Raw genomic sequence first — 25,751 nt, 5'->3', positions numbered from 1 at the left:
ACCGCAGGGCGACCCGTTCGAGGGCCGCCTGTTCGCCATCACGGAGTGACGACGTCATCTCGGTTCCGCAATCGCCACCACGCTGATAGTCGCCCACGTCGAACTCCCGGTATGCCCACGAGCGACGGGTCCCGCCTGACCAGCCGACAGACCCTCGGCATCCTCCTCCTCGGCGAGTTGGCGCTCCTCGCCTACGTCCTCGTCGCACTTTCTGGCCCGACCCGCTGGCTCGTCGCCGGGCTCGTCCTCCTCGCGTTTCCGCTCGAGCTCGCGCTCTTGCGGAACGCACGCCAGGACTGAGGCGCACCGAGAGCGACGCGTCTCGCAAACCGTCCCGGCAAACGACACGCTTACCGGCGCTGCCCGGATAGCCGAGGCCAATGAGAGACCACTTCGAGCTTCGGGACGTCGACGCAGGTGGCCGCATCGGGGAGCTGACGGTCCCCCGCGCGGGCGTCACCGTCGAGACGCCGGCGCTGTTGCCGGTCATCAACCCGAACATCATCACCATCCCGCCCGAGCGCCTCGCGGAGGAGTTCGGCGCGGAGATCCTCATCACGAACTCCTACATCATCAAGACGACCGAGGACGTCCGCGAGCAGGCGCTCGAGGAGGGTCTGCACGAGATGCTCGGCTTCGACGGCGCCATCATGACCGACTCGGGGAGCTTCCAGCTCGCGGAGTACGGGAAGATAGACACGACGACGGAGGAGATACTCCAGTTCCAGCACGACATCGGGAGCGACATCGGCACGCCGGTCGACATCCCGACGCCGCCGGACGTCTCCCGCGAGCGGGCCGAGGAGGAGCTCGCGACGACGAAGGAACGGCTCGAGGTCGCCGAGGGAATCGATGTCGGCGACATGCTGGTCAACGCGCCGGTCCAGGGCTCGACCTACCCTGACCTGCGCGAGGAGGCCGGGGCACACGCCGCCGAAACCGACCTCGACGTGTTCCCGGTCGGCGCGGTCGTCCCGCTGATGAACGACTACCGCTACGGCGACATGGTCGACGTGGTCGCCGGGGCGAAGCGCGGACTGGACCACGACTGTCCGGTCCACCTGTTCGGCGCGGGCCACCCGATGATGTTCGCGCTCGCGGTCGCGATGGGCTGTGACCTGTTCGACAGCGCTGCGTACGCGCTGTACGCCCGTGACGGCCGCTACCTCACGGTCAGGGGGACCGAACATCTTGACGACCTCGACTACTTCCCGTGCTCCTGTCCGGTCTGTACGGAGTACGAGCCGGCGGAGCTGCGCCAGCTGTCCGAGCGCGAGCAGGAAGAGGAGCTGGCGGCGCACAACCTCCACGTCACGTTCGAGGAGATCCGCCGCATCAAGCAGGCCATCCGGCAGGGCAACCTGCTCGAACTCGTCGAAGAGCGCGCCCGTTCGCACCCGGCGATGCTCGACGGCTACCGGGCGCTCGTCCAGCACTCGGCGCAGCTCGAGGAGACGGACCCGGTCTCGAAGGGTTCGTTCTTCTATCTCTCGAACGAGAGTGCCGCCCGACCGGAGGTTCTGCGCCATCAGGAGCGGCTGGATCGCTTCTCGCCGGAGGGAGAGGTCCTCCTGACCGAGGGCTCGCACTCCAAGGAGTACGACGAGTCGTGGAAGGTCGTTCCGCCGTTCGGGCCGTTCCCGAAGGCGCTGCGTAACACCTATCCGCTGACTGCCGAACTTCCGGACCGGCTCGACCGAGACGCCTACGAGCGGGCCGCGATGGGGGTCAAACGGCTCGCCGAACTGAATCCAGAGACCTCGTTCACGTTAGCACACGCGGACTGGCCGAAGAGTGCGCTGGCGCTCGTTCCGGACGGGGTAGACCACGTGAACCTCACGGAACGGAGCGAACGGCTGCCCTAGCGTCGACGGCGCACCTGTCGCTGGGTCAGTGCCGAAAGGGGGGGAAAGAACCGAGGGAGGATCGGTGGCTGATACCGACCCTGTACGTGCACAGCGCCACTGTGCGAGCGTGCGCCGCCGTAGTCCCGTCGACCGACGGTCGCCATCCGGACCGCATTCGCCGCGGTGGCCTCCGTCGAACGGGTCGCCACCGTGCGTCGCCTGCACCCACGCATCGCTTGGGGTGACACCTCGATTACTCTCTGCGTTCACATGTCCGTCCTTTAGGTCGGGGTGGAAAGCAAGACCCTTGAGCGTCGGCCACCGAGACGCGTCCATGACCCAGTACTTCGAGGTACACGAGCGCGACGGGGCGGCCCGACGGGCGGAGCTCCGCCTGTCGGAGCCGGTGACGACCCCGGCGCTCGTGGACGACGTCGTCGACGACGCGGGGAGCCTCTGGCCGGCAGAGCGCGACCTGCCCGACGGCGACGAGTCGCGCCTGACGATCTTGCCCCACCGCGGCCTCCCGGCAGGAACCGCCGACGAGGTGCAGGAGTCGTTCGCCGTGGACTATCCCGAGGTCGACTACCCGAGCGCGGTCGTCGTATCGACCGATACCGCGGCGGACTACGGTGCCGACGCGTACGTCCTCTCGGACGCGCAGGGGTCGGTCGGCCACGGTGCCGGGATGAAAGACGCCATCCTCACCGTCCGCGACGCGATTCCGGACGACACGGGACTGTTCCTCTCCGGCGTCGCCACGCCCCGGAACGTCGCGACGCTCGCCTACGCCGGTGTCGACCTGTTCGACGCCGCCAAGGCTCGTGTCAAGGGGCTCGAAGGGGAGTACCTCACGACGGACGACCGGTACTTCCTCGAGGACCTCGACGAACTACCCTGCTCCTGTCCGGCGTGTCAGGTCCCGCGTGAGGAGTTCGACACCGCCGCCTGTGCCGAGCACAACGTGAACGCGCTCGCGGCCGAACTCTCGCGGGTCCGCCGTCGCATCCGCGACGGCCGTCTGCGCGACTACATCGAGGGACAGGCCCGACAGGACCAGTGGCTCACCGCGCTGTTCCGCGAACTCGACCAGCAGTACGGCTACCTGGAGTCGCGAACGCCGGTCTACCGCGAGGCCGACCTCGACGCGACGACGGAGGACACCCTCCGCCGCGTCGAGATTCAGCGGTTCGCCGAGCGAATCACTACACGGTACAGGAACCGGTTCGACGGCCATCCCCTCGTGCTGGTCCCGTGTTCGGCGCGAAAACCCTACAGCGAGTCCCAGAGCCACCGGCAGTACATGGACGCGATACAGTTCCGGGGACACGTCGTCTCGATGACCTCGCCCATCGGCGTCGTCCCGCAGGAGCTGGAGACGACCTATCCGGCCCAGCACTACGACTCGGTCGTGACGGGGAGCTGGACCGCTGGCGAACTGGAGTTCGTCAGCGAGGTCCTGCGACGCTACCTCGCACGGAACGAGTATCCGCGAATCGTCGCACATCTGCCCGAGGACTACCGTCCGATCCTCGAACGAGTCGAGGACGAGGTAGACGTCCCCATCGAGTACACCGTCGCCGAACATCCGACCGACGACGAGAGTCTGGCGAACCTCCGCGAGGCGCTCTCGGGCGAGCTGAAGTACTCGAAGCGCGAGCGCGAACACAACACGGTCCGGGCCATCGCGGACTATCAGTTCGGTCCGGACGCTGGCGACGCCGTCTTCGGCGACTTCCAGACGACGAGCCGCTATCCGAAGATACAGGTCCGCGACCAGGACGGCACCCAGCTGGCCACGCAGGTGCCCCTCTACGGGACCCTCTCGCTCACGCTCGAAGGGGCGAAGCGCTGGGTCGACTCGGACGTGCCGACGAAGGTCGTCGAGATCGACGGCTTCGTCCCCCACGGCAGCGTCCTCGCGCCGGGCGTCGTCGACGCCGACGAGGACATCCGCGTCGGCGACGAGGTCGTGATCCAGGGACCGAAGGCGTTCGGTATCGGCCGCGCCCAGATGCACGGCGAGGCGATGGTAGAGAGCACCCGCGGCGAGGCCACGTCGGTGCGTCACGTCGAGGAGACGTAGTCGGACCAGCGGCCGGACAGGACGACGTGCCTTTTTGACCGTCGCTCCCTAGCACGTGGACATGGACGAGATCTCGCTCGGTGTTCCTCGACAGATCCTGGAGTCGCTCCCCGAGGACGGCCAGACGGCCGAGGCCGACATGCAACGAGCCGTCGCCAGCTGGGAGGACCGCATCAACCGCGCCCTCGCAGAGTCGGAGACGGAGCGCGAGGCCGCTGGCTTCGTCGCGGACGCGGTCGAGCGGATGGAAGACCGCGTCGAACGGTTCGACGACTTCGTTCCGGAGCTCCGTGCCTGGGGCCAGTCGCCAATCTACGCCATCGCGTGGCGGAACCTCTACGCGGACCTCATCCAGCAGCTGTACGAGTACGAGCAGGTCGCCGACGGACTGGACCGCGAGCGAAACGCCAGGCTCGTACAGGACGGAATCCGGCTGAGCGACAGGTAGGGCGGCGGGAACCGACTCAGTCAGCCAGTGCCTGCTGCCGTGCGACGTAGCTGGCGACGAGGTCCGGCTCGAAGTTGACGGGGTCACCCAGCCCGGTGTGCTGCAGGGTGGTCCGCTCGAAGGTTTTAGGAACCACGGATACGGTGAACGAGTTCGCGTCGAGTGAGGCGACCGTCAGACTCACGCCATCGAGGGTGACGCCACCTCCTTCGACGAGCGAGCCTGCGAATCCGTCCGGTATGGCGAACCGGAACCGCCAGCCGGTTCCCGTGTCGTCGACTGCAAGCAGTTCGCTCGTCGATTCGACACACCCGCGGACGAGGTGCCCGTCGAGTGTCTCGCCGAGCCGAAGCGGGGGTTCGAGGTTGACATGGTCGCCAGCTTCGTAGCTCGCGACGGCCGTCTTCTCGACAGTCGTCTCGGTACAGAACGCTTCGAACCAGCCGTTCCCCGTCCGTTCTGCGGTGAGGCAGATACCCGAGACAGCGACGCTATCGCCGGGGGAAAGGTGGACGTGACCGTTCGTCTCTATTCGTAACAGGTAGCCTTCTGAATCGGAGTTGGCGGCGCTGACCGTTCCCCGGCCGACGACGAGTCCAGTATACATCGTGTTTCAAAGCGCACCCCTCTGTGAAAAATCTGTTATGGTTCTCAATTTTGAGGTCTCGGTCCTGTCGCCGCCTCCCTTTATTGCCCCGGCACCGCTCTAGTCGCCCAATGAACCTGCAGCTGCGTTTCTTCGCCAATTTCCGCGAGGCGGTCGGCCAGAAGACCATCGAACGCGAGTTCGACGGCGAGGTGACCGTCGCACACGTTCTGACCGCCCTCGAAGAGGAGTTCGACGGCCTCGACGGGGAGCTCCTGGACGGTGAGGAGATACGGCCACAGCTCAGCGTCCTCAAGAACGGCCGCGACGTGACCCACATGAACGGCACCGGGACCGCGCTCGAGGACGGCGACACCCTCTCCGTGTTCCCGCCGGTCGCGGGAGGCTCGCGATGACGACGCGGGAGCGGTCGTTCAGGGGAATCTCCGTCCGGCTCGCGCGCCATTACCTCACGAACCTCGGCGGAGAGGCCGTCGACGACCAGACCGTCGAGGCCGAGGACTGGCGGGCGGAACTGTCCTCGGAGACGGTCTCCATCGGGCCGACGGTCGAACTCACCGAGGTGACCGTCCGGTTCGAGGGCGACGACGAGACCCTCGACGACGTTGTCGAGCGGTTCGCCCAGAAAGCCATGCGAGCCGGCGGCTGAGATGGACGGCTACCCGCTCGACGGGCAAGTGCTCCTCGTCGCCGCGGCGAAGGCGAGCGTCCCGCCGGACCAGCTGCCTGGACTCGTCGACCTCGTGCAGGAAGACCTTCGGTCGCGGGTGGACGACTACCGGGCCGAGTACGAGTGCGTCCACGAGACGGACGAGTACGTCGTCTTCTTCGTCGAGTCGGGCCACTGGGCTGGCATCGGGCGGCGGCTCGGGTTCGACAGGCAGTCCTACGAGGCGGTCCGGCGGGCGCACGAGGAACAGCTGTACAGGGTCGGGAGCCAGACCGGCCGACGCGAGGAGTTCGACGCGGCGCTGGAGATTCGAGAGTGCGTCTTCATCGGTACGCGAGGGGCGGGCGAGTAGCGGCGGTCGATGCAGGCGAGACCGTCGAACGGCTCAGTAGACACCGTCGGCTGTGACCGTGACTGGGGTGTCGTCGAACCGCGTCAGGGAGAAGCCGTCGAACCCGTAGGTCTCGTCGTAGGCGCGCGCCCGGTCGACGAGGTACGCCAGCGCGACGGCTTCACCGAGGCGGTAGCCATCGGCCGCGTCGGACCGGTAGTGGATGCCCGCCCAGTTCCGACCGATCGACATGTTCTCCGCGAGTTTGTGCAGTTCGCCCCGGGCGGTGAGCGTGTCGGTCGTGTAGCCCGGTGAGTCGGCGTCGTCGACGGACGGAAGCACTGCGTCTTCGTCGAAGAACGCTTTCAACACCGTGACGCAGGCCCCCGCGATTACGGCGTGGCCGGCGGGATAGGACGGATGCATCGGCGAGCCCTCCGCGTACGCCTGCGAGAGCAGGTAGGTTCCCTGCGCATCGAAGACGGCGGCCAGGGCGTCGGATTCGACCAGGGTGGTCGGAAGCGGGTACGTGGCGTTCCCGGTCAGGTGATGGTGCACTCGGCCGCCGTAGGCCTCGGGCCGGAGTCGCCGGTTGACCAGCCACTTCTGTACCCACGCCGCGTGGAGTGCGGGGCGGCTGACGCCGGTGACGGCGTCGAGCACGTCGGCGATGCCGAAGTCGACGAAGTGGCCCTCGACGGGCGAGGTCGGCAGGTTCGCGTCGAGTGGGACACCGAGGCCCAGCAGGATGAGTGCCGCGTCCTCGTACGCCTGGTAGACGTAATCGGCGTGTACGTAGGTCGCGAGATCGCGACCCGTGATTAGGTAGCGAGTCGCGGTCGGTACCGGTCCGGTCCGGTCGGGGACGAAGCCCCGCTGAACTGCCAGCCAGTCGGCGTCGCCGGTCGCGTAGTCGGGTCCTCCCGTGGGGACGGTGTAGCGCTGCTCCTGTGTGTGCCCCAGCCCTCGCGGAACGGGGTGGTAGAGGAACTGCGAGAGGTGCGGGCCGACGTCGCAGTCCTCGAGCGTTCCGCGGAAGAGGAGCGACGGGTCGTCGACGAGCCCCTTCGGGCCGGTGTAGCCCGTCAGCTCATCGAGTTCGGCCGCCGCTCGCAGTGCGGTCGGATGCGTGGCGTAGTCGGCGAACGCCACGTCTCGAAGCAAGGACTGCCAGTACAGTTCGACCATCTCTGCGCCGGTTTCGTCGCTATCGAACGCCGGTGCCGGCGGCATCGCTGTCAGCTGCGAGTCGGTACCGCTGACGTCGAACGAGTGGGCAGCGGTCGGGTTCGCGAGTTTCCGGGGTCCACCGAGGTGCGCACTGTCGAGCGGACCGTCGCCAGCGAGCATGGCGAGTAGCGCATCGTATGCTGCGGGAGTGGCGACGCCCAGCGCGTCGCTGGTGACTCCCTTCGTGAACGCTGCGACCGCGCCGAAGCGCTCCTCGTCGCCGTTAGTGACTACTGCTTCGAGCGGTCCATCGAGCAGCTGGTGCCGTGCTGCGTGTTTGCGCTGTTCGTACGCGGCCTTCCGACGTCGCTTTCGTGTCTTCCGGTCACCGATTACCGGTGTGGTCGTTGCGCCCACGTCCGTGTTCTCGTCGGGTTCCCCCGGAGTCGCACTCACCGAACCGACGGTCGCCAGTGCGCCGAGTATGCCCAACCCCTTCAGTACACTCCTCCTCTCGACGCCATCGCGAGCGTCACACGTATCGGGATTCACTGTACTCCCCCTCACCAGACGAACGTGCCCGGTTCAGGCAACAATCTACACGGCTACGGCGGATAACTACGGTGTGCTGAGCTGTTCGATAACTGGTCGTTCGGGCGGTTGAAGGCTGCCCTAGGGCTGTTCGGGGCGAGGTCGAAAGAAGCGAAGGTGTCGTTCGAGTCGCCGCGGTTCAGTCGTCGGCCGGTGCGCCGGAGTCGCCCGAGCTGACGCCCGTGCCGGGACCGCAGTCGATGCCGAGTTCGTCGAGCTTCTCGTCCGGGACGACGCCGTCGACCCAGCCGCGGTGCTCGTAGTACTCCTCCTTCATCTCTTCGAGCTCGCAGTACTCGCCCTCGCTGGCGCCCTGGCCGCGGACGCCGTCCTCGAGGAAGCGGTCCGGCAGCGAGTCGTCGTCGCCGTCGAAGCCGACGAGGTTGTTGTAGTAGCGTTCGAGGTTGTAGATGCGTTCGCCGGCGGTCAGCAGGTCGTCCTCGGACCAGTCGAGGCCGGTCATGCCGTTGTACTGCAGGACGTACTCCTCGATGCCCTCCGCGAAGGCGTTGAACTTGCAGATGTCGAAGGAGTCGGAGATGCAGTGCATGTCCTGGAAGGTCGCGGTCAGCTGTCCCTTGCCTTCCCACTCGTAGGGGTCGACCTTCTCCGGGAGGCCGAGTATCTCCGCCGACGGCGTGTAGCCGCGCAGGTGGCAGGCGCCGCGGTTCGAGGTCGCGTAGCCGATGCCCATGCCCTTCATGCAGCGCGGGTCGTACGCCGGGATGGTCTCGCCCTTGACGGCGAGCGAGTTGTCGTGGGCGTCCATCTCCTCGGCGATGTGGTTCGCGCCGCCGGCGAGCAGGTCGGCGAGTTCGCCGTCGCGGTTGGCGATGGCGGTCAGGAGGTCGATCATCGCCTCCTGGTCGCCCCACTCGACGCCCTCGGTGTCCATGTCGTCGAACTTGCCCTCCTCGGTCATCTCCATCGCCATCGCGATCATGTTCCCGGCTTCGATGGTGTCGAGACCGTGGTCGTTACAGCGGTCGATCATCACGGCGATGGAGTCGCGGTCGTCGTTCATCGAGTTCGGTCCGAGCGCGAACGCCGACTCGTACTCGTAGGACTCGGAGCGGACGTTCATGTCCTTGCCCTTGTGCGTGTAGGTCACCTCGACCTCCTTCTTGCAGGCGACGGGACAGGAGTGACAGGTCGGCTCGTCGACGAGGATGTTCTCGCGGACGTTCTCGCCGGAGACCTTCTCGGAGTCGATGTTCGGCTCGCTCGGGTCCTCCTCGGCCTCGGAGCTGGTCGAGGTGTACTTCGCGTTCCGCGTCGGAAGCCCGTCCATCTCCTCGGTGAGGTTCATCAGGACGTTCGTCCCGTAGAGCGAGAGGCCGCCCTCGTTCGGGGCGGTCACGTCGGACTCCTGGATGACCTGCATCGCCTGCTGGTGGCCCTTCTGGAACGTCTCGGGGTCTTTCGGCTTGGGCATCTTCGTGCCGGACTTGATGATGATGGCTTTGAGCTTTTTGTTACCCATCACGCAGCCGGTACCGCCACGGCCCGAAGCACGGTCGTCCTCGTTGACGATGCAGGCGTAGCGGACCTCGTTCTCGCCACCTTCGCCGATGGCCATGAGGGACATGTTCTTCCCGTAGCTGCCCTCGTGGCGCTCTTCGAGCGTATCGCGCGTCTCGTGGACGCCCTTGCCCCAGAGGTCGCTCGCGTCGTGGAGTTCGAGTTCGCCGTCCTCGACGACGGCGTAGACCGGCTCGTCTGCCTGGCCCTCGAACAGGAGGCCGTCGAAGCCGGCCCACTTGAGCCGTGCCCCGGACCAGCCGCCGTGGTGGCTGTCCGTGACCGTGTTCGTGAGCGGTGACTTCGTACAGACGGCGATTCGCCCGCTCATCACGGCCTGCGTGCCCGTGAGTGGGCCGTTCATGAACGCGAGCAGGTTGTCCGGCCCCAGCGGGTCGACGTCCGGCCCCTGGTCGAAGACGTACTTCACCCCGAGCCCGCGCGCCCCGATGTACTTCTTCGCGTCCTCGTCGTCGATGCCTTCGTAGTTCACGTCCCCCGACGACAGGTCGACGCGAGCGACGTGGTCCTGGAAACCGCCAATCTCTGTCATGGTAAGGTCTATCCATTACATTGGGGCGGAACCATGATGGTTGTTAGCGAGGCTGATGTAATGATAAATGGTTACGTCGTCGCGGTCTGGCGGTGGATTGGCTCCGGAGACGGGTGTGCCGACGGTCCCGCTCCAGGGCGACGGACCTAACTCTCGCCCGTACGAACCGCGGCGCATGACGCGGGAATCCCGCGGACGCTCGCTGCTCGCCGGAACGATGGCGATGGCAATTCTCGCTGCATCGGTGGTCACGCCACCAGGCGACGCCACGGCGGGTGTCGGTCCGTTCGGGCTACTGGGCGTGGACAAGTGGTACCACCTGCTCGGCTACGCTGGACTGGGAGGAGTCGTCGCCTGGGCTGCACGTCCCCGGACGTGGCAGCGGGCGGCTGCGGTCGTCGCCCTGGTCGCCGGATTCGGTGCCGGCATCGAACTGGTCCAGTACACCATCCCAGCCCGGGCGTTCGACCCCACCGATGGAGTGGTGAACGCGGTCGGTGCGATGCTCGGGACCGGTCTGTGGACGGTCTACGCGAGGGTCGCGTCGAGCCGGTCGACGTAGGACTCGACGACGTGGGTGACGACGCGACGGATGGCGTCTTCGCCGAGACCAGCGATGGGGCCGGCCACGTCGACCCTCGCGGACCACTCGACTCGGGTGCCATCGGGGTCTTCTTCCAGGGTGATCCCGGCCTGCGCGTCGAACGAACCCATCGAGCCGTCGCCGCCGACCGTCGCAGTCGTGCGCGGGAACCGGTGCTCTTCGACCGTACAGTACGTGTCGAACTCCATCGGGAGCCGGTCGAGAGGCGCGGTCAGCGTCGCCGTGTAGGTCTCTCCGGCGTCGATAGCCTGTCGGGTGGGGGAGACGACGGTCGCCGTCCCTGCCGCACCGCCGTCCGTCATCGCGGGGCCCCTCCCGACGTGTTCGAGGTCGGAGAGACCCGGGACGTGCTCGCGGATACACTCGGTATCGGAGACGGTCACCCAGGTGAGGCGGGGGTCGGCGCGGACGGTGCCGGTGACGGTGACGTCGATGTCCTCGATGGTCCGGGGCATACTCTATCCAATGCGGTTGGAGGAGTTACACGTCTACCCAAGATGATTCGGGTTCCGGTACAATCTCCGACCCTGATAGTTACTCCGCGACTGCTGGGACCCGACAGCGGAACAGTCCTTTCTCGTTGCTGAACCGGGTGACGGTGCCGTCGCCATCGGTCTCGCGCTGGTACACACTGGACGCCTCGGGTCGTCCCAGGAGGTCGTCGACGAACTCTCGCTGTGCCGCCGTGTCCGTCGTCCGGTCGCGCCAGGCCTCGTAGTCGAGCTCGCGACGCATCGTCACGGCTTCCTCGACGGCGAAGCCGGTCCCCTCGAGCGTCTCACGCCACCACGAGACCGGCTTCGCGTCGACGTGCGAGTCGTCCCGGGCGGCTTCGACCTGGTTTAGGTATCGGGCGAGTTCCTCGTCCTCGGGCGCGACGTTGTCCTCCAGGGCGAACGTCCCACCCGGTTCGAGGACGCGGGCGACCTCGGAGACGAACGCCGACGGATCGGGGAAGTGATGTGTCGCGATACGGCAGGTGACCGCGTCGACGCTGTCGCTGGCGAACGGGAGCCGTTCTGCGTCGGCCGCGACGACCGGGACGTCGAACCGGTCCCGGGCAGTCCGGAGCATCTCGACGGTCGCGTCGCTCGCGACGACCTCGGGAACCCCCGCGCTACGAAGTGCTCCCGCGACGTGGCCCGCGCCACAGGCGACGTCGAGCACGCGGCGTGCTCCCGCGCACCAGGAGACCAGCAGGGCGAGGTCTGTCCCCTCGCGGTGGACGTCGCTATCGAGGTACTGGTCGGCGACGCGGGCGAACGAGGCGGTCGTCCGTCGCTTTCTCGCGGAACCGTCCATGCCCACGGTACGTTCGCCGGGGCCGTAGCTGTTCGGTCCGGGCGAACGTGCGAAGCGGTCAGAAACGGAGTCGGCGGACGGGTCGGTTCGAGCAGCTCACTGGACGATGGTCTCGAGCGTCTCGAAGTATCGGTCGGCCTCCCGCGCGAGCACCGGCTGGAGCTTCTTCTCACCGACTGCGGCGACATCGCCGGCGACGTTCGCCGTCACGGACCACTCGACGCGACAGCCAGACGCCGTCTCTTCGACCGCGAGCTCTGTACGGGCGTCGAACGAGCCGAGTTCCCCGTCGCCGCCGACGGCCCCGGCGATGTTCGGGAAGCGGTGCTCCGCGACCGTGACGTAGGTGTCGAACTCGGCGGTCACCCGGTCGAGCGGGGCGGCGATGGTCGCCGCGTAGCGTTCACCCTCTTCGATGGTGTGTTCGCCGGCCATGAGTTCCGTCCCGCCGCGGCCATCGGTCGCGAGACCGTCTTCCGGCTCGACCGACCGTACGGCCGGGAGCGCCTCCCGGGTGACCGCAGGGTCGGACAGGGCGGTCCAGACCGTTCGCGCGCTCGCGTCGAACTGGTGGGTCACCGTCACGTGGAGGTCGTCGATACTGTGAGTCACACCTCTCGATTCGTGATGGGGCGGGTTACGTTGCCCGCCAATGTGTATCGGTCGTGAGGTCGCGAGCGTACACGACGGAGGGGTACCGCCCCTCCGGGTCGGTCGCTGGGAGCGTCTCACGCAGGACGAAGCCGCGAGATTCGTAAAAGGACCGTCCGAGGTGGTTCTCCTCGGGGGTCGAGAGGACCAGCGCGGTCCGTCCCCCGGGGACCGCGTCACAGATCGAGTCGAGGAGCATTGTGCCGATTCCCTCCTTCCAGTAGTCGGGGTGGACGTACAGCTCTTTCAGCTCGGCTTCGCTGTCGCCGACGAACGGTGCCGTCCTCGTCCAGTCCACGTACGCGTAGCCTACGACTTCGTCTTTCACCGTCGCCAGCAGGAAGCCGGGATGGTTACACAGCAGGGCGAAGCGCGACTCCACCCAGGGCTGTTCCGGCGGGACGTCCACGGCGTCGAGGACGTGTTCCGGGAATACCTCCCGGAACGCGGTCGTCCACGACGCCCGGTTCACGTCGTCCGCCGCCCACACGTCCTCGACGGACGCGATACCTCTGACATCTGCTAACATGGTAGTACACTGGCGATGGTCCGAGATAGGTCTTTCTTGGGGCTGTCATGTTACCTGGCGGTGATTTCGAAACCCGAATCGACTTGTCCCATGGCGCTACACGTCCGGGTGTGAAGGCGCGCGATTCGTCCGGGCCGGCCGAGCCCGAGTTCCAGGCGGTTCTCGACGCTCTCGACGACGAGGATTGCCACGCCATCGTCGAGGAGCTCACCGAGCCCATGACCGCCAGCGAGCTCTCGGAGGCGTGCGACATCCCCCTCTCCACGACCTACCGGAAGCTGGAGCTCCTCACCGAGTCGTCCCTCGTCGCCGAGGAGACGCAACTCAGGTCGGACGGCCGCCACACCTCCCAGTACCGCGTCGACTTCGAGAACGTCCAGATCATGCTCACCGACGACCATACACTCACGCTCAGTATCGAACGACCGCCAGAGACACCGGACGAACGACTCGCTTCGATGTGGAAGGAGGTGCGAAAGGAGACGTGAGTCACCTTGGCTCACTCGTACTGGTGTTCAAGACGCTCACGCTCGTGATGGGCGGCCTCATCACGTACTACGCGACGCGTGCCTACCGGCGGACCGGTTCCTCGGCTATCCGGGCGCTCGCCTTCGGTTTCGGTATCGTCACGCTGGGCGCGCTGCTCGCCGGCGCGGCCGACCAGCTGCTCGGTTCTGGCGACCGGACGACCGCGCTCGCCATCGAGAGCGCCCTGACGACCGTCGGCTTCGGCGTCATCCTGTACTCGTTGTTCGCGGAGTGAACAGGTGAGCTGGCGTCGAGCGCTGGACCTCAACCGTGGCGTGCGCTGAGGCGACCATCGAACCCTGTGAGATGGTCGGCTCGGCATCGCGCGAGGGATGAGCACTGAAGCGGAACGAAGTGAGGCGAGGTGCGATTCGGCTGGGGAGGAGAGCGAGGCGACTGTGTCACCTCGCGGCGAGCGGGCCACTGCGTGGCCCGCGAGCAGTGGTGCGGGGCGGTTGCTGTTGCGGTCTCTCGTCGTCGTGATTCGCGAACTGCTTGCCTGAGTAACCACGCACAGCACTGCTCACGTGGACGGATACCACGAATACGCACGAGACCCGAAGCGGATTTACGCGCACGGCCGCTGGTTCCTGCCAATGAGCAAGCCCACGCCCGAGGTCTACGAGCAGGGCAAGGGGATGGACGCGCACAACAAGGTGATGCGCGACATCCGCGCCCAGAAGGACAAGACGTACGACCCGCACCAGCCCACGCGGGTCTGGCTGGACGAGGACAACACGCCGAGTGGCGTCTACCAGTCGCTGACCATCATCCTCAACACCGGCGGCTGCCGCTGGGCCCGCGCCGGCGGCTGTACGATGTGCGGTTACGTCGCCGAATCCGTCGAGGGCGGTTCCGTCTCCCACGAGGCGCTGATGGACCAGATACAGGTCTGTCTCGACCACGAGGCGGAGGAGGCCGACGAGAAGTCGGGCCTCATCAAGATCTACACCTCCGGGTCGTTCCTCGACGAGCGCGAGGTCCCCGCCGAGACGCGGCAGGCCATCGCGGAGACGTTCGGCGACAGGGAGCGAATCGTCCTCGAATCCCTGCCGGACTTCGTCAGCCAGTCGAAGCTCGAAGAGTTCACCGAACAGGGTCTCGACACGGACGTCGCCGTGGGCCTCGAGACCGCGACAGACCGCGTCCGCCACGACTGCGTCAACAAGTACTTCGACTTCGCCGACTTCGAGGCGGCCTGCGAGGAAGCCATCTCCGCCGACGCGGGCGTCAAGGCGTACCTGCTGATGAAACCGCCGTTCCTCTCGGAACCGGAAGCGCTCGAGGACATGATCTCCTCCGTCCGGCGCTGTGCCGGCGTCGAGGGCTGTCACACCGTCTCGATGAACCCGTGCAACGTCCAGCGGTACACGATGGTCGACGAGCTGTTCTTCCGCGGGGGCTACCGGCCGCCGTGGCTCTGGTCGGTCGCGAAGGTACTCGAAGAGACCGCCGACGAGGACGTCATCGTCGTCTCCGACCCGGTCGGCCACGGCTCCGAGCGCGGCCCGCACAACTGCGGCGAGTGCGACGACAGGGTCCAGACGGCCATCAAGGACTTCGACCTGCGCCAGGACCCGACCGTCTTCGAGCAGGTCTCCTGCGACTGCGAGGCGACGTGGGAGACGGTGCTCGAACACGAGACGAGCTACAACATGCCGCTGGCGAAGTAATCGAGCGTCTCGACCGCTCGTTCTACGGCCGTTTTCGCTTCTCGCTACATCCGCCCGTTTTCGCTTCTCGCTACACTCGCCCGTTCCCGCTCCCCGCTACACCCGTCTGAACCCCGTTCCTGCCCGCTGCGCGGTCAGTTCGTCGCTGTCGGAGTCCCCGACGAACAGCGTCCGCTCCGGCGCGACGCCCAGCCGTTCGACGGCCGCGAGCAACGGCTGGGGATGCGGTTTCCGCTCCGCAACTGAATCGCGACCGACGATAGCGGCGACCTCCCGGTCGACGCCGTGGGTCGACAGCGCCTCGCGGCAGGCCGCCTCGCAGTTGAGCGAGCAGATGGCGACGGGACGCGATTCGCCCTCGAGCTCGTCCATCGCCGACAGCCGAGCCGACTCGCGTGCGCCCGCGACCTCCGCGTGCTCGAGGTGCGGGTCGACCTCGGCTCTCGCCCGCAGTTGGTCGGCGACGGGCAGGAGGTCCAGTGCGTCGTCGGCCTCGCCCTCCCAGCCGTGGTCGTGAAGGATGGGCGCGATTCGGTCGGCCGTCGCCGCCCAGTTGACCGCCAGCCGGACCAGTGTGCCGTCGAGGTCGTAGACGACGGCGTCGTAGGAAGCTGTCACAGCGAAACCGCCGCAGGAGGAGACCGTAACCGTTGCGCCTAGTCGTTCGTCCGCCGAAGCGTATCCTCGTTCCGGGCCAGCGGCACGGTCAGCTCCACGACCGACCCACGCGGCTCGTTCTCCGTGAAGGCGACGCGGCCACCGGTCTGGGTAACGACCCAGTTGACGAGCCAGAGGCCGAGACCGCTGGCGTGGCGAAGCTGGGTTATCTCCTTCTCCTCGGAGATGAGCGCACGCTCGTCCTCCGGGATTCCGGGGCCGTCGTCGGCGACCGAGACGCGCAGGTAGTTGCCCGACGCCTCGTCCTCCGTGACCGTGACGTGGACCGTCGGGTCCGGCGTGTCGTTGTGCTCGAGCGCGTTCTCGATGACGTGGTGAATCGCGGTTCGGAGCAGGTCGTCGGCGCGGGCCCGCGCCTCGTCCGGGAGGTCAGCGGTGACGGTCGCATCCGGGTACTCGGGTTCGAGGCGCGAGATGGATGTCTCGATGCAGTCGCGGACGTCCACCGGCCCGCTGGCGGCGCGGTCCCGGTCGAGCGTCCGTTCGACGGCGCGAGTCTTCTCGGCGAGCCCGATGAGCGTGTTCGATCGGTCGATGATGGTGTCGGCGTAGCCGTAAGCGGTCGTCCCCTCGACGACGTCCGCCAGCATCTCCGCGGAGCCCTTGATGATGTTCATCCCGTTTCGCAGGTCGTGACGGAGGACGCGGTTCAGTATCTCGACGCGCTTCTCGCGCTCCTTGCGCTCGGTGATGTCCGTGTAGACGCCGAAGGTTCGAGGGTTCTCCTGGCCGAACTCGACGGGAACGATGGTCATCAGGAAGTCTCGAAGCCCGTCTGCGGTCCGTCGTTTCACCTCGCACTCGACCAGTTCGCCCGACTGCGACCTGGCGTTGAGCATCCCGGCCTCACCGCGTCGTTCGCGAGGAACGATGAACTCGTCCAGTAGCTCGCCGAGGACCTCCGATTCGTCGTAGCCGAAGACCCGCTCGAACGCGGGGTTGACGTCGACGATGACGGGCTGGGCGTCCTCGTGGGTCGCGTAGACCACGGGGTCGGGCACGTTCTCGAACAGGGCGGCGAAGCGGTCGCGCTCCTCGCGCAGACGCGCCTCGAAAACGAGTCGTTCCAGCGCGTCGTTGACGTGGCTCGCCAACAGTTCGGCGAGTTCGAGGTCGGCCTCGTCGAAGCTGCCGACCTCCTCGGAGACCGCCTGGAATACCCCGCGGTCGCCGATGGGGACCGAGAGCAGTGACCGGTAGGTCCGTTTCTCCGGTGTGGCTTCGTTGTCACCGCGGATGTCACCGACGAGGTAGGATTCGCCGGTCCGGTGGGTCTTGCCGGCGAGCCCATCCGAGATGTGCGCGCGCCCCTTGTAGCCCTCCGGCTCGATTTCGGAGGACAGGGCCTCCGAGACGAGGTACTCGCCGTCGACGCTGTCGACGCCACAGATGTCGAAATCGAGGATACCCTCCGCAGCCTCGACGGTCAGGTTCCAGACCGCCGATTCGGTCTCACAGTCGTCGAGTGCCGATGCGATGCCGTGGAGGTTCTCTATCTTCCGCTTGTGCTCGACGAGCTGGTCGGCCATCTCCCGGCGCTCGGTCACGTCCCGGACGACGACCGCCGTCCCGTCGAACACCGAATCGGCCGGTAACTGCGCAATCGTCGCCTCGCAGGGAACGCGAGTCCCGTCCACGGTTACGACGAGTATCTCGAACGTCTCGGACTCGCTCTCGTCCCTGGGGAGCAGTGAGCCGACGTCGCACCGTCCTCGGTCGGTCTCCTCCTCTTCGACGACCGCCGAGACGTGCGTCCCGAGCAGTTCGTCCTGGTCGTAGCCCGTCAGCTCGGTCATCGCGTCGTTGACGGTGCGGATGTGCCCAGAGCTGTCCAGAGCGAACACGCCATCGCCCGCCGTCTCGACGATGGTCTGGTGTCGCCGCAGCTCTTCCTCTCTCGCACTTCGGTCGAGTGCCGCCGTCGTGGTCGACGCCAGTATGCTCGCCATGTGGACGTCGGTCTTGTCGAAGGCGTCTCGCTCCCGCGTCGCGAACGCGAGCGTTCCGTGGTCGCCGAGCGGCATGAAGATGCCACTCTGGATGTTCGACCGCTGCGGGACCGACGACCGGTGGTTGACGTCGGCCTCGAGGACGACGGGGGCACCCGATTCGAACGCCTTCCAGGACATGCTCTCGTCGCCCAGCACCTCGTCGTCGTCGAAGAACTCCTCGAGTCCGTCGGTCATAGCCGTCGCGACGAGTGCATCCTGCTCCTCGTCGTAGAGGAAGACGCTCGCGTAGGGTTGACCGAGCACGTCGCGAGCGGCCTCGACGGCGAACTCCGCGACGCGTCGCCGTTCCTCGACCCGGATGAGGTCGCGGGTCGTGTCGTGGAGGTCTTCGACCGTCTGTCGGTGCTGTATCTGGTCGCTGACGTCCCGGACGAACGACAGTGCCCCGACGACCTCGCCGTCGTTGTCGCGCAGGGTCGTGTTGTACCACTCGCAGGTAATCTCCTCGCCGTCGCGGGTGACGTTCCGGTTCACGCTCCGCTGGGTCCCGTCTCCGTCGAGCGTTTGTTCGCACACCGACTCGAGGTCGTCACGGACGCTCTCGGGAACGAGCGTCTCGACGAGGTTCTCTCCCAAGATCTCCTCGCGCTCGTGGCCGAACAGGTCGCGAGCGCCGCTGTTCCACGCGGTGACGTCACCGTTCGGATTCGCCTCGACGATGGCGAGTGGAGCCTGGTCGTAGACGAGCTCGAGCCGGTCGCGACGGCTCTCGACGGTCGGCTCGTCCGTATCGAGCGTCGTTCGAAGTCGCCGGGAGAGGACCTCGAGGCCGTCGCTCGCCGGCACGTACCCGTCGACACCGCGAGCGAGTGCGTCACCCGCGACCGACTCGTTCCCCGCGTCCGTGTACAGGAAGAAGGGGACGTCTCTATCGAGGGACTGTACGTCGTCGAACAGGGAGAGACCGTCTCCGTCCGGGAGACTGTACTCGCTAACTACGCAATCCAGCTCGGGCGTCATGGCCACAGCGGCAGCGGCTGCTCCCGTCGCCGTCGCGATATGTCCGGGTAACACCGCCCGTAAGTCGTCCAGCACGTCGGCACTGTACCCGACGCAGAGGATCTCGATCTGTGGTCCTGTCATGCAGGTTTCGGGGCGACGCCACACCCCAGTTCGTCTGCACGCAGGCTGCCGAGCACCATTAATCTTTCAGCCAATTCGGCGCGTGAATCGAACCGTGAGTCGTCGGCGTTACCGTCCGTTCGCGGCCGCGGCCCGGGCGAATCCGCGGAGGAGCGAGCGGCCGTCGGTACCGCCGATGTCCGCCAGTGCGGCGCGCTCCGGATGGGGCATCAACACGGCGACGGTCTCGTGTTCGCCGAGGACGCCGGCGACGTTGTGCTTCGACCCGTTCGGGTTCGCGTCGGGCGTCGGCTCGCCCGACTCGTCGCAGTACCGGAAGAGGACGCGCCCTTCCGTCTCCAGTTGCGTGAGACGCTCTTCGTCTATCTCGTAGCGACCCTCGCCGTGGGCGATGGGGAACTCGACGACCTCGCCCTCCTCGTAGCCAACCGTCCAGGGCGTATCGGCGCGTTCGACACGCAGGTGGACGTGCTCGCACTGGAACCGGGCGCTCTCGTTCGTCGTGAACGCACCTTCGGTGAGGCCGGACTCGCAGCCGACCTGTGCACCGTTGCAGACGCCCAGCACGGGGACGCCGTCGGCCGCGAGCTCGCGGACCTCTTGCATCACGGGTGACCGCGCGGCCATCGCTCCGGCGCGCAGGTAGTCGCCGTAGGAGAAGCCGCCCGGGAGCATGATGCCGGTCGTGTCCGCGGGGAGCCCGTCCTCGTGCCAGACGATCTCGGCGTCGACGCCCACGTCGGTGAGTGCGCGCAGGGCGTCGCGGTCGCAGTTCGAGCCGCCGAACCTGACGATGGCGACCGTCATCGCTCCGAGACGGCGACCTCGTAGTCGTGGATGGTCGGGTTGGCGAGCAGGCGCTCGGCCATCTCCGACGCCCGTTCCTCGGCCTCGTCGGCGTCGCTCGCGTCGACGTCGACCTCGAACCGGTCCGCCGAGCGCAGCCCCTCCAGCTCGAACCCGAGCCGTTCGAGCGCGCGCTTGGTCGTCTCGGCTTCGGGGTCGAGTACCCCCTGCTTGAGTCGGACGGTCACCGTGGCGGTGTAGCCAGTCATCGGTCGAGGGTGCGTGGTCATGCATGATAGGAGTTTTGGAAGCTCTCGGATGGGCACGAACGTGCATACTGTCTGCCACGCGGTTCATGCTCCTCGCGGTCCTCTCTCTGTCATGAACCGGAAGACCATCCTTGCGGGGCTTGGCACCATCGCCGGTGGCCTCGCTGCGTGGACCGCGTGGGGACTGTACATCGACTACACGACCCAGCGCGTCCCGTACGACACCGTGGCCCACTTCGACGGTATCGAACTGCGGCGCTACCCGGCGACGATGACCGTCACCACCACCGCGAGTTCGGGTGACGAGGCGTTTCGCCGCCTCTTCCGGTACATCTCCGGCGCGAACACCGGCGGCCGGCGCATCGCGATGACGACGCCCGTCTCGATGCAGGGTGAGAAGATTCCGATGACGACGCCGGTCACCAGCACCGTGGTCCCGGAGGGCGTGACGATGTCGTTCTACCTGCCAGCCGACATGGACTACGACGACGCCCCCGAGCCGGTCGACGACCTCGTGTCGCTGGAACTCGTCGGCCCGCGGAACCTCGCGGCGCTCACCTTCCGCGGCTGGGCACGGCCCGCGACCATTCAGCGAAAGCGCGACCAGCTCGTCTCGACGCTCGAACGCCATGGCATCGAACTGGCAGACGAGCCGTTCTTCATGGGATACGACGACCCGTGGACGCCGCCGTACATGCGGAAGAACGAGGTGGCGGTGGCGGTCCGGTGAGCGACTGAACTGACGACTCAGTCGGTTCGCTCGCGGACGCGTATCTTGGCGGCGACCGCCTCCGGCAGACTGGTCTGCTCTCCGGTCCCGTGCACGGAGACGGTCACCATCCCGAACGGTGCACGTTCGTCGACCCGGAGCGTCGCCGACGGTTCGACGCCGGCAGAGACCAGGTGGTCGAGGACTGCCTCGTCCTGCGAGAGGATTCGCTGCACCGCCACGTTCTCCGAGGGTGGCACGTCGGTCAGGGGCACGGTATCCTCACCACCCGCCACGTCGAGGTTCGCGTCGGGAATCGGGTCCCCGTGCGGGTCCGTCTCCGGCTCGTCGAGCACACGCGCTATCTCACGGCAGAGGCGGTCGCTGAGGTGGTGCTCCAGCACGTCAGCCTCGGCGTCGACCTCGCTGATGCTGTAGTCGAACGATTCGAGCAGCAGCGTCTCGACGAGACGGTGGCGACGGACGACCCGGAGCGCGACCCTTCGGCCCTCGTCGGTGAGCTGGACGGGTCGGTACTTCTCCCGTTCGATGAGTCCGGCGTCGGCGAGCGTCCCGAACATGCTCGTCACGGTCGCCCGCTCGACGCCGAGGCGGTCCGCGACCATCGAGTTCGTCACCCAGTCGTTGCCCTGCTCCTCGAGCCGGTAGATGTGACGGAGGTAGTCCTCCATCGTGGGCGTCAGCGACGTGCGGTCGGAATCGACGGCCGGACCAGTCTCGTCTGCGCGGGACATCTCGACGTCAGTCCGCGGTGGGCTCGTCCGCGTCGATGTTCCCGAGTTCCGGCGAGACGTCCTGCGACATCCCGGTCTGGAGCTTCCCGACCACGACCGAGACGACGTATATCGCCACTGCCACGAGGACGATGACCCCGCCGGCCGTCGCTTCGCCGTAGTAGGCGACGCCGATGCCGAGGAGCACGGCGAGCTCGGCCAGGACGACCGAGACGAGCAGGGACTCGGAGAAGCTCCGTGACACCTGTGCGGCCCCCGCGACGGGCACGACCAGCATCGCGGCGACGAGGATGACGCCCATAATCTGCATCGCGCCGACGACGACGAGCGCCGTCAGCATCACCATCACGCGGTTGTACCAGTTGACGTTGATACCGGAGACGGCAGCGGCCGTCTCGTCGAAGGTGACGTACAGGAGCTGGTTCCGGGTGAGCCCGACGACGCCCACGATGACGAGGAACAGCACGAGCAGGATGGCGGCGTTCTCGGCCGACACCGTCGAGAGGTTCCCGAACAGGTACTGGTTGATGCCGACGGCGAGCCCGCCCGCGTTGATGCTGATGAGGACCGTCCCCAGCGCGAACCCGGTCGAGAGCACGATGGCCATCGACACGTCGTTGTACGCGCCGGTCGCCTCGGAGATGAGCTCGATGAGCAACGCCGCGATGACCGCCACGACGACCGCCGTGAGGTACGGCGAGACGCCGAGGTTGAGCACGGCGTTGAGGAACAGCCCGATGGCGACGCCAGCGAACGCGGTGTGTGCCAGCGCGTCGCCGATGAGCGCGAGCTGTCTGTGGACGAGGAACGTCCCGATGAGCGGGGCCATCACGCCGATGCAGAGGCCGACGAGGATGGCGCGGTGCATGAAGCCGTACTGGAGCAGCTCGATGCCGGTCGCGTCGTACAGGCCGTTCATCAGACCGGTCCAGACCCCGAGGAACCAGTAGAACGGTGCCAGTACCGGGTCGAGGGGGCTCGACGACTGGAGCGCCAGCGTCGACGCGGAGGCGAGCCCGGTCATCGCGAACCACCCAGGAAGGTCGCCGCGGTCCCGAACGCACGGCTGAGTGCGTCGCTCTCGACGAACTCGTCGGTCGGGCCGTCGAAGTATATCTCGCGGTTGAGACAGACCACGCGCTCGGCGTGTTCGGTGACGGCGCTCAGGTCGTGTTCGATGAGGAGCACGGTGATGCCGTCCGCGTTGAGCGATTCGAGCAGGTCGTAGAACGCGTCGACCGACTCGGCGTCGACGCCGACGGTCGGCTCGTCGAGCACGAGCAGGTCGGCCTCGCCCGCCAGTGCCCGGGCGATGAAGGCCCGCTGGCGCTGGCCGCCCGAGAGCTTGGTGACTCGCCGGTCGGCGAAGCCCGTCATACCGACCGTCTCGAGTGCCCGAGCGACGATGGCCTCGTCCTCTCCGGAGAGGCGGCCGAAGCCGACGTGGGGGAACCGGCCCATCCGGACGACCTCGCGCACCGTGATGGGCATCTCCTTCGAGGCGCTGGCGTGCTGGGCGACGTAACCGATGCGGGCGCCGTCGTCGAACTCGTGCGACGGCTCGTCGAACAGCCGTGCCGAGCCGGTGTCAGGACGCAGCAGGCCGAGCATGAGCTTCATCAGGGTCGACTTCCCGGAACCGTTGGGGCCGACCACGGCCACGTACTCTCCCTGGTCGATGCGCAGCGAGATGTCCTCGACGACGGGGGTCGCCGTGTAGCCGAAGTCGACGCTGGAGAGTTCGACGACGGGGTCGCCGGTCGCAGTTCCCTCTCCGGCGGCTGACGTGCTCGTGCTCATTCGAAGTTACTCCACTCCTCGGCCCAGCCGTCGGGACCGACCGCTTCCGGTTCCTTGTTCCCCAGCACGACCTCGAACGTGGGCATGTTGATGTTGTAGGCGATCTCCTCGTAGCCCCAGTCGTTCTTCACCCAGTCCTCGCGCACACCCGCGTACGGCGTGACCGGGAAGTACGCCGTGACGGGCGTCTCCGCGATGAGCTGCTTCGCGGGCTTTCGCGTCTCGAAGACGCCGGCACCGATGTACTCGATGTCGTGCTTCTCGATGGTCTCCTTCGCCTTCGTGATGTCAGAGGGCTTCACGTCGCCACTCGCGGCGAGGTTGACGACGAGGGGACGCATCTCGACGCCGTAGCGGACGCCGATGTACTGGAACGCGTTGTGGGCCGCCAGCTGGACGACCTTCCGGTCCGCGCGGTCGAAGATGTCCTGGTAGTCGGCGTCGATGCGGTCGAGCACGTCCGTCTTGTACGTCTCTGCGTTGTCGCGGAACGTCTCCTCGTGCTCGGGCGCGAGTTCGACGAGTCCCTCGGTGATGTTGTCGACGGAGACCTTCGCTCGCTGGGGGTCGAGCCAGAAGTGGGGGTCCTTGCCCCTGCCCTCACCGACGCCCTCTTCCTCGGGGTCCAGGCTCGCGGCCAGGTCTGTCAGTTCGACGCCCTCTCGGACGTTGATGAGCTGGGTGTCGACGCCGTCGTCTTTCAGCGTCTGGATGGCGCGGTCGGCCCACGGCTGGAAGTCCTTCCCGACGTGGATGAACGCGTCGGCCTCGATGATGTCCCGCGTGACGCTCGCGTTCGGCTCCCAGCCGTGGCCGTGGAGACCGGTCGGGATGAGGTTCTCGACCGTCACCGGCGTGTCTCTCGCGAGCTTTCGTGCGAAGTCGAAGAAGCTGAAGAAGGACGCGACCGCGACGGGCCCGTCCTCGGACCCGCCGTTCGAGCCGTTCTCGTCGGACCCGCCGTGGCCACCGTCGTCGCTCCCGCCCTGTGCACTGCCGAGACAACCCGCGAGACCGGCCGTCAGCAGGCCGCTGCCGCCGAGTAGTGCCTGTCTCCGGGAGATACCGTGTTGCCGATTCCGTGGTTCGCTGTCTGCCATTGTTACTCGGTGAAGATTGGCCGAACGCATTAATTGTTCCGGACGAATTCCTAGTTTAGACTATTCTAATTCTCTGCCGTGTATGTCGAGTTACACTACGAGGCGGCACATTCGCTCGAGTCACGTGCCGACGGGGAGGCCGGTAACCATCGCGTCGACACGAAACCTTTTCCCCGCCAGTCGCCTGAGCCAATCCTGATGTCTCCGACGACCACACAGACGAGGTGGCAGCGATGACGACCGACCTGACAGAGATCACGGTCGTCGGAGGAGACAAGACCGGCCTCATCGCTCGCGTCACGTCGCTCCTGTTCGAACGCGGCATCAACATCGAGGACCTCGACCAGGCGGTCCGCGACGACATCTTCCGGATGACGTTGCACGCCGACACGAGCGAGATGGTCTGCAAGCCCGAGACGCTCCGCGAGAACCTCCACGACCTCGGGGATGAACTCGGCGTCGACGTGCAGGTCCGCTTCCCGAGCGACCGGGAGACCCAGCAGATAGCCGTGCTCGTCACGAAGGAGAGCCACTGCCTCGAACGCCTGTTCCAGGCGTGGGCCAGCGGCGACCTCGGCGCGGACATCTCGGTCGTCATCGGCAACCACGACGACCTCGAACCGCTCGCGAACAAGTACGAGGTGCCGTTCCACGACGTGGGTGACGAGAAGGGCGTTCCGGACGAGGCCGAACTACTCGACCTGCTCGAACAGTACGACGCCGACCTCATCGTCCTCGCGCGGTACATGCGCATCCTCAGCCCGGACGTCGTCTTCCGGTACGAGGACCGCATCATCAACGTCCACCCGAGCCTCCTGCCGGCGTTCCCCGGCGCATCGGCCTACCGGCAGGCCGTCGAGGAGGGAGTCCGCATCGCGGGCGTCACGGCCCACTACGTCACCACCGACCTCGACCAGGGGCCCATCATCACGCAGCGGGCCTTCGACGTGGCCGACGACGCGACCGCCGAGGACGTAAAAGAGTCCGGCCAGCCCCTCGAGGCCGAGGCGCTCCTCGAAGCCGTTCGCCTCCACCTGAACGGGGACGTCTCGGTCCACCGAGGCAGAACCCGCCTGCGCGAGGCACGCGAGGACAACTACCAGCTGGGTCTCTCGCCCGAGGCGAGAAAGGCTAACCCGGACCGGCCGGTCGACGGCCTCGGTGAGATCGTCGCCGGCGACGGTGGCGAGAGCGAGAGTCAGCGCGACGACTGAGCAACTACCGACTTTTCGAGGTTCTCACGGACACTCTGGCGCGCGCTGAGACCGTCGTCGAACACGGTGAGGCGACGGTCTCGAAGTCGCGTGAGGGACGAGCACCGACGCGAACGAAGTGAGCGAGGCGCACAGTCGGCTGGGGAGGGTAGCGAGGCGACGCAGTCGCCTCGTGGCGAACGGCGAACGGAGTGAGCCGTGAGCAGTGGTGCGGAGGCGGTCTCTCGTCGCCGT

28 protein-coding genes are annotated in these 25,751 nt (G+C 66.8%); 13 read left to right on the top strand and 15 right to left on the bottom strand.

What is annotated here, in order from left to right; genetic code table 11:
* Nucleotides 1–111 precede the first annotated feature (111 nt).
* The 4 genes from ACSC1Y_RS06450 (at nt 112) to ACSC1Y_RS06435 (ending at nt 4,381) form a co-directional block, all read left to right on the top strand.
* The gene (locus tag ACSC1Y_RS06450; RefSeq protein ID WP_435333875.1) at nt 112–300 is read left to right on the top strand and encodes a hypothetical protein; all 189 of its coding nucleotides are present in this window, start codon (nt 112–114) and stop codon (nt 298–300) included.
* Nucleotides 301–380: 80 nt separating this feature from the next.
* Complete coding sequence (gene tgtA / locus ACSC1Y_RS06445) at nt 381–1,865, top strand: tRNA guanosine(15) transglycosylase TgtA (protein ID WP_435333874.1); 1,485 nt, start codon at nt 381–383, stop codon at nt 1,863–1,865.
* 316 nt (nt 1,866–2,181) lie between these two features.
* The gene (gene arcS / locus ACSC1Y_RS06440) at nt 2,182–3,933 is read left to right on the top strand and encodes an archaeosine synthase subunit alpha (RefSeq protein WP_435333873.1); all 1,752 of its coding nucleotides are present in this window, start codon (nt 2,182–2,184) and stop codon (nt 3,931–3,933) included.
* Between the two features lie 61 nt (nt 3,934–3,994).
* Nucleotides 3,995–4,381, top strand: a complete 387-nt coding sequence (locus ACSC1Y_RS06435) for a DUF7971 family protein (RefSeq protein WP_435333872.1) — start codon at nt 3,995–3,997, stop codon at nt 4,379–4,381.
* Nucleotides 4,382–4,397: 16 nt separating this feature from the next.
* Here the strand turns inward: ACSC1Y_RS06435 and ACSC1Y_RS06430 are convergent, their stop codons facing one another.
* Entirely contained in the window at nt 4,398–4,988 is a 591-nt protein-coding gene (locus ACSC1Y_RS06430; protein WP_435333871.1) for a riboflavin synthase, read from the bottom strand.
* A 110-nt stretch (nt 4,989–5,098) separates the two neighbouring features.
* Here ACSC1Y_RS06430 and ACSC1Y_RS06425 point away from each other — a divergent pair, with 110 nt between their 5' ends.
* From ACSC1Y_RS06425 to ACSC1Y_RS06415, 3 genes are read left to right on the top strand one after another with little or no spacing between them, the layout of a single operon-like run.
* Nucleotides 5,099–5,383 carry a ubiquitin-like small modifier protein 1 gene (locus tag ACSC1Y_RS06425; protein ID WP_435333870.1) on the top strand — a complete coding sequence of 95 codons (285 nt, stop codon included), beginning with the start codon at nt 5,099–5,101 and terminating at the stop codon, nt 5,381–5,383.
* The gene (locus ACSC1Y_RS06420; protein WP_435333869.1) at nt 5,380–5,637 is read left to right on the top strand and encodes a MoaD-like domain-containing protein; all 258 of its coding nucleotides are present in this window, start codon (nt 5,380–5,382) and stop codon (nt 5,635–5,637) included. The genes ACSC1Y_RS06425 and ACSC1Y_RS06420 overlap by 4 nt, the downstream gene beginning before the upstream one ends.
* 1 nt (nt 5,638) lies before the next feature.
* Nucleotides 5,639–6,010 (top strand): DUF8048 family protein, encoded by a 372-nt coding sequence (locus ACSC1Y_RS06415; RefSeq protein WP_435333868.1) that lies wholly within the window; start codon nt 5,639–5,641, stop codon nt 6,008–6,010.
* Nucleotides 6,011–6,043: 33 nt separating this feature from the next.
* Here ACSC1Y_RS06415 and ACSC1Y_RS06410 read toward each other — a convergent pair whose 3' ends face one another.
* A complete protein-coding gene (locus ACSC1Y_RS06410; RefSeq protein ID WP_435333867.1) occupies nt 6,044–7,711 on the bottom strand; it encodes a vanadium-dependent haloperoxidase in 1,668 nt (555 codons plus the stop codon).
* Nucleotides 7,712–7,889: 178 nt separating this feature from the next.
* The gene (locus tag ACSC1Y_RS06405) at nt 7,890–9,824 is read right to left on the bottom strand and encodes an aldehyde ferredoxin oxidoreductase family protein (RefSeq protein ID WP_435333866.1); all 1,935 of its coding nucleotides are present in this window, start codon (nt 9,822–9,824) and stop codon (nt 7,890–7,892) included.
* Nucleotides 9,825–9,999: 175 nt separating this feature from the next.
* Between ACSC1Y_RS06405 and ACSC1Y_RS06400 the strand changes: the two genes are divergently transcribed.
* Nucleotides 10,000–10,386 (top strand): VanZ family protein, encoded by a 387-nt coding sequence (locus tag ACSC1Y_RS06400; RefSeq protein ID WP_435333865.1) that lies wholly within the window; start codon nt 10,000–10,002, stop codon nt 10,384–10,386.
* On the opposite strand, the gene ACSC1Y_RS06395 is transcribed toward ACSC1Y_RS06400, so the two are convergent.
* The 4 genes from ACSC1Y_RS06395 to ACSC1Y_RS06380 form a co-directional block, all read right to left on the bottom strand.
* Complete coding sequence (locus ACSC1Y_RS06395; RefSeq protein WP_435333864.1) at nt 10,353–10,883, bottom strand: SRPBCC family protein; 531 nt, start codon at nt 10,881–10,883, stop codon at nt 10,353–10,355. The genes ACSC1Y_RS06400 and ACSC1Y_RS06395 overlap by 34 nt on opposite strands.
* Before the next feature lie 79 nt (nt 10,884–10,962).
* Nucleotides 10,963–11,730, bottom strand: a complete 768-nt coding sequence (locus ACSC1Y_RS06390) for a class I SAM-dependent methyltransferase (protein ID WP_435333862.1) — start codon at nt 11,728–11,730, stop codon at nt 10,963–10,965.
* A gap of 96 nt (nt 11,731–11,826) precedes the next feature.
* Nucleotides 11,827–12,342, bottom strand: coding sequence for an SRPBCC family protein (locus ACSC1Y_RS06385; protein ID WP_435333861.1), 516 nt, complete (start codon nt 12,340–12,342; stop codon nt 11,827–11,829).
* A gap of 25 nt (nt 12,343–12,367) precedes the next feature.
* Nucleotides 12,368–12,910 carry a GNAT family N-acetyltransferase gene (locus ACSC1Y_RS06380; RefSeq protein ID WP_435333859.1) on the bottom strand — a complete coding sequence of 181 codons (543 nt, stop codon included), beginning with the start codon at nt 12,908–12,910 and terminating at the stop codon, nt 12,368–12,370.
* 110 nt (nt 12,911–13,020) lie between these two features.
* On the opposite strand from ACSC1Y_RS06380, the gene ACSC1Y_RS06375 reads away from it, so the two are divergent.
* The 3 genes from ACSC1Y_RS06375 to ACSC1Y_RS06365 all read left to right on the top strand — a co-directional run bounded on the left by ACSC1Y_RS06375 (nt 13,021) and on the right by ACSC1Y_RS06365 (nt 15,111).
* The gene (locus tag ACSC1Y_RS06375) at nt 13,021–13,398 is read left to right on the top strand and encodes a helix-turn-helix domain-containing protein (protein ID WP_435333858.1); all 378 of its coding nucleotides are present in this window, start codon (nt 13,021–13,023) and stop codon (nt 13,396–13,398) included.
* Nucleotides 13,395–13,673: a DUF7521 family protein gene (locus ACSC1Y_RS06370; RefSeq protein ID WP_435333857.1), complete on the top strand. Its 279-nt coding sequence runs from the start codon at nt 13,395–13,397 to the stop codon at nt 13,671–13,673. The genes ACSC1Y_RS06375 and ACSC1Y_RS06370 overlap by 4 nt, the downstream gene beginning before the upstream one ends.
* A 361-nt stretch (nt 13,674–14,034) precedes the next feature.
* Nucleotides 14,035–15,111 carry an archaeosine biosynthesis radical SAM protein RaSEA gene (locus ACSC1Y_RS06365; RefSeq protein WP_435333856.1) on the top strand — a complete coding sequence of 359 codons (1,077 nt, stop codon included), beginning with the start codon at nt 14,035–14,037 and terminating at the stop codon, nt 15,109–15,111.
* A gap of 96 nt (nt 15,112–15,207) precedes the next feature.
* Here ACSC1Y_RS06365 and ACSC1Y_RS06360 read toward each other — a convergent pair whose 3' ends face one another.
* From ACSC1Y_RS06360 to purS, 4 genes are all read right to left on the bottom strand, one after another.
* Nucleotides 15,208–15,729, bottom strand: a complete 522-nt coding sequence (locus ACSC1Y_RS06360; RefSeq protein ID WP_435333855.1) for an HAD family hydrolase — start codon at nt 15,727–15,729, stop codon at nt 15,208–15,210.
* 38 nt (nt 15,730–15,767) lie between these two features.
* On the bottom strand, nt 15,768–18,884 hold the full coding sequence (locus ACSC1Y_RS06355) for a PAS domain S-box protein (RefSeq protein WP_435333854.1): 3,117 nt from the start codon (nt 18,882–18,884) through the stop codon (nt 15,768–15,770).
* Nucleotides 18,885–18,992: 108 nt separating this feature from the next.
* Entirely contained in the window at nt 18,993–19,691 is a 699-nt protein-coding gene (purQ, locus tag ACSC1Y_RS06350) for a phosphoribosylformylglycinamidine synthase I (RefSeq protein WP_435333853.1), read from the bottom strand.
* The gene (purS, locus tag ACSC1Y_RS06345) at nt 19,688–19,939 is read right to left on the bottom strand and encodes a phosphoribosylformylglycinamidine synthase subunit PurS (protein ID WP_435333852.1); all 252 of its coding nucleotides are present in this window, start codon (nt 19,937–19,939) and stop codon (nt 19,688–19,690) included. The genes purQ and purS overlap by 4 nt, the downstream gene beginning before the upstream one ends.
* A 112-nt stretch (nt 19,940–20,051) precedes the next feature.
* Between purS and ACSC1Y_RS06340 the strand changes: the two genes are divergently transcribed.
* The gene (locus ACSC1Y_RS06340; RefSeq protein WP_435333851.1) at nt 20,052–20,669 is read left to right on the top strand and encodes an SOUL family heme-binding protein; all 618 of its coding nucleotides are present in this window, start codon (nt 20,052–20,054) and stop codon (nt 20,667–20,669) included.
* A gap of 17 nt (nt 20,670–20,686) precedes the next feature.
* Here ACSC1Y_RS06340 and ACSC1Y_RS06335 read toward each other — a convergent pair whose 3' ends face one another.
* Genes ACSC1Y_RS06335 through ACSC1Y_RS06320 form a run of 4 tightly spaced genes read right to left on the bottom strand, consistent with a single transcriptional unit; the run spans nt 20,687 to nt 24,303 of the window.
* Entirely contained in the window at nt 20,687–21,403 is a 717-nt protein-coding gene (locus ACSC1Y_RS06335) for a metal-dependent transcriptional regulator (protein WP_435333850.1), read from the bottom strand.
* A 7-nt stretch (nt 21,404–21,410) separates the two neighbouring features.
* Nucleotides 21,411–22,427: a metal ABC transporter permease gene (locus ACSC1Y_RS06330; protein WP_435333849.1), complete on the bottom strand. Its 1,017-nt coding sequence runs from the start codon at nt 22,425–22,427 to the stop codon at nt 21,411–21,413.
* A complete protein-coding gene (locus tag ACSC1Y_RS06325) occupies nt 22,424–23,203 on the bottom strand; it encodes a metal ABC transporter ATP-binding protein (RefSeq protein WP_435333848.1) in 780 nt (259 codons plus the stop codon). Before ACSC1Y_RS06325 ends, ACSC1Y_RS06330 begins: the two co-directional genes overlap by 4 nt.
* Complete coding sequence (locus ACSC1Y_RS06320; protein ID WP_435333847.1) at nt 23,200–24,303, bottom strand: metal ABC transporter substrate-binding protein; 1,104 nt, start codon at nt 24,301–24,303, stop codon at nt 23,200–23,202. Before ACSC1Y_RS06320 ends, ACSC1Y_RS06325 begins: the two co-directional genes overlap by 4 nt.
* A 233-nt stretch (nt 24,304–24,536) precedes the next feature.
* On the opposite strand from ACSC1Y_RS06320, the gene ACSC1Y_RS06315 reads away from it, so the two are divergent.
* Entirely contained in the window at nt 24,537–25,517 is a 981-nt protein-coding gene (locus tag ACSC1Y_RS06315; RefSeq protein WP_435333846.1) for a formyltetrahydrofolate deformylase, read from the top strand.
* Nucleotides 25,518–25,751: the final 234 nt, after the last annotated feature.

Source organism: Haloarchaeobius lipolyticus (genome assembly GCF_051208015.1).
Taxonomy (GTDB): Archaea; Halobacteriota; Halobacteria; order Halobacteriales; family Natrialbaceae; genus Haloarchaeobius.
Note: the sequence above shows the minus strand (reverse complement) of the source record. Positions and strands in the feature narration are given on the sequence as shown.

What these genes read in the sequence shown, in the direction of transcription:
- ACSC1Y_RS06450 (WP_435333875.1), top strand. Translation starts at nt 112, where the DNA reads ATGCCCACGAGCGACGGGTCCCGCCTGACCAGCCGACAGACCCTCGGC.
- tgtA (WP_435333874.1), top strand. Translation starts at nt 381, where the DNA reads ATGAGAGACCACTTCGAGCTTCGGGACGTCGACGCAGGTGGCCGCATC.
- arcS (WP_435333873.1), top strand. Translation starts at nt 2,182, where the DNA reads ATGACCCAGTACTTCGAGGTACACGAGCGCGACGGGGCGGCCCGACGG.
- ACSC1Y_RS06435 (WP_435333872.1), top strand. Translation starts at nt 3,995, where the DNA reads ATGGACGAGATCTCGCTCGGTGTTCCTCGACAGATCCTGGAGTCGCTC.
- ACSC1Y_RS06430 (WP_435333871.1), bottom strand. Translation starts at nt 4,988, where the DNA reads ATGTATACTGGACTCGTCGTCGGCCGGGGAACGGTCAGCGCCGCCAAC.
- ACSC1Y_RS06425 (WP_435333870.1), top strand. Translation starts at nt 5,099, where the DNA reads ATGAACCTGCAGCTGCGTTTCTTCGCCAATTTCCGCGAGGCGGTCGGC.
- ACSC1Y_RS06420 (WP_435333869.1), top strand. Translation starts at nt 5,380, where the DNA reads ATGACGACGCGGGAGCGGTCGTTCAGGGGAATCTCCGTCCGGCTCGCG.
- ACSC1Y_RS06415 (WP_435333868.1), top strand. Translation starts at nt 5,639, where the DNA reads ATGGACGGCTACCCGCTCGACGGGCAAGTGCTCCTCGTCGCCGCGGCG.
- ACSC1Y_RS06405 (WP_435333866.1), bottom strand. Translation starts at nt 9,824, where the DNA reads ATGACAGAGATTGGCGGTTTCCAGGACCACGTCGCTCGCGTCGACCTG.
- ACSC1Y_RS06400 (WP_435333865.1), top strand. Translation starts at nt 10,000, where the DNA reads ATGACGCGGGAATCCCGCGGACGCTCGCTGCTCGCCGGAACGATGGCG.
- ACSC1Y_RS06395 (WP_435333864.1), bottom strand. Translation starts at nt 10,883, where the DNA reads ATGCCCCGGACCATCGAGGACATCGACGTCACCGTCACCGGCACCGTC.
- ACSC1Y_RS06390 (WP_435333862.1), bottom strand. Translation starts at nt 11,730, where the DNA reads ATGGACGGTTCCGCGAGAAAGCGACGGACGACCGCCTCGTTCGCCCGC.
- ACSC1Y_RS06380 (WP_435333859.1), bottom strand. Translation starts at nt 12,910, where the DNA reads ATGTTAGCAGATGTCAGAGGTATCGCGTCCGTCGAGGACGTGTGGGCG.
- ACSC1Y_RS06365 (WP_435333856.1), top strand. Translation starts at nt 14,035, where the DNA reads ATGAGCAAGCCCACGCCCGAGGTCTACGAGCAGGGCAAGGGGATGGAC.
- ACSC1Y_RS06355 (WP_435333854.1), bottom strand. Translation starts at nt 18,884, where the DNA reads ATGACAGGACCACAGATCGAGATCCTCTGCGTCGGGTACAGTGCCGAC.
- purQ (WP_435333853.1), bottom strand. Translation starts at nt 19,691, where the DNA reads ATGACGGTCGCCATCGTCAGGTTCGGCGGCTCGAACTGCGACCGCGAC.
- purS (WP_435333852.1), bottom strand. Translation starts at nt 19,939, where the DNA reads ATGACTGGCTACACCGCCACGGTGACCGTCCGACTCAAGCAGGGGGTA.
- ACSC1Y_RS06340 (WP_435333851.1), top strand. Translation starts at nt 20,052, where the DNA reads ATGAACCGGAAGACCATCCTTGCGGGGCTTGGCACCATCGCCGGTGGC.
- ACSC1Y_RS06335 (WP_435333850.1), bottom strand. Translation starts at nt 21,403, where the DNA reads ATGTCCCGCGCAGACGAGACTGGTCCGGCCGTCGATTCCGACCGCACG.
- ACSC1Y_RS06330 (WP_435333849.1), bottom strand. Translation starts at nt 22,427, where the DNA reads ATGACCGGGCTCGCCTCCGCGTCGACGCTGGCGCTCCAGTCGTCGAGC.
- ACSC1Y_RS06325 (WP_435333848.1), bottom strand. Translation starts at nt 23,203, where the DNA reads ATGAGCACGAGCACGTCAGCCGCCGGAGAGGGAACTGCGACCGGCGAC.
- ACSC1Y_RS06320 (WP_435333847.1), bottom strand. Translation starts at nt 24,303, where the DNA reads ATGGCAGACAGCGAACCACGGAATCGGCAACACGGTATCTCCCGGAGA.
- ACSC1Y_RS06315 (WP_435333846.1), top strand. Translation starts at nt 24,537, where the DNA reads ATGACGACCGACCTGACAGAGATCACGGTCGTCGGAGGAGACAAGACC.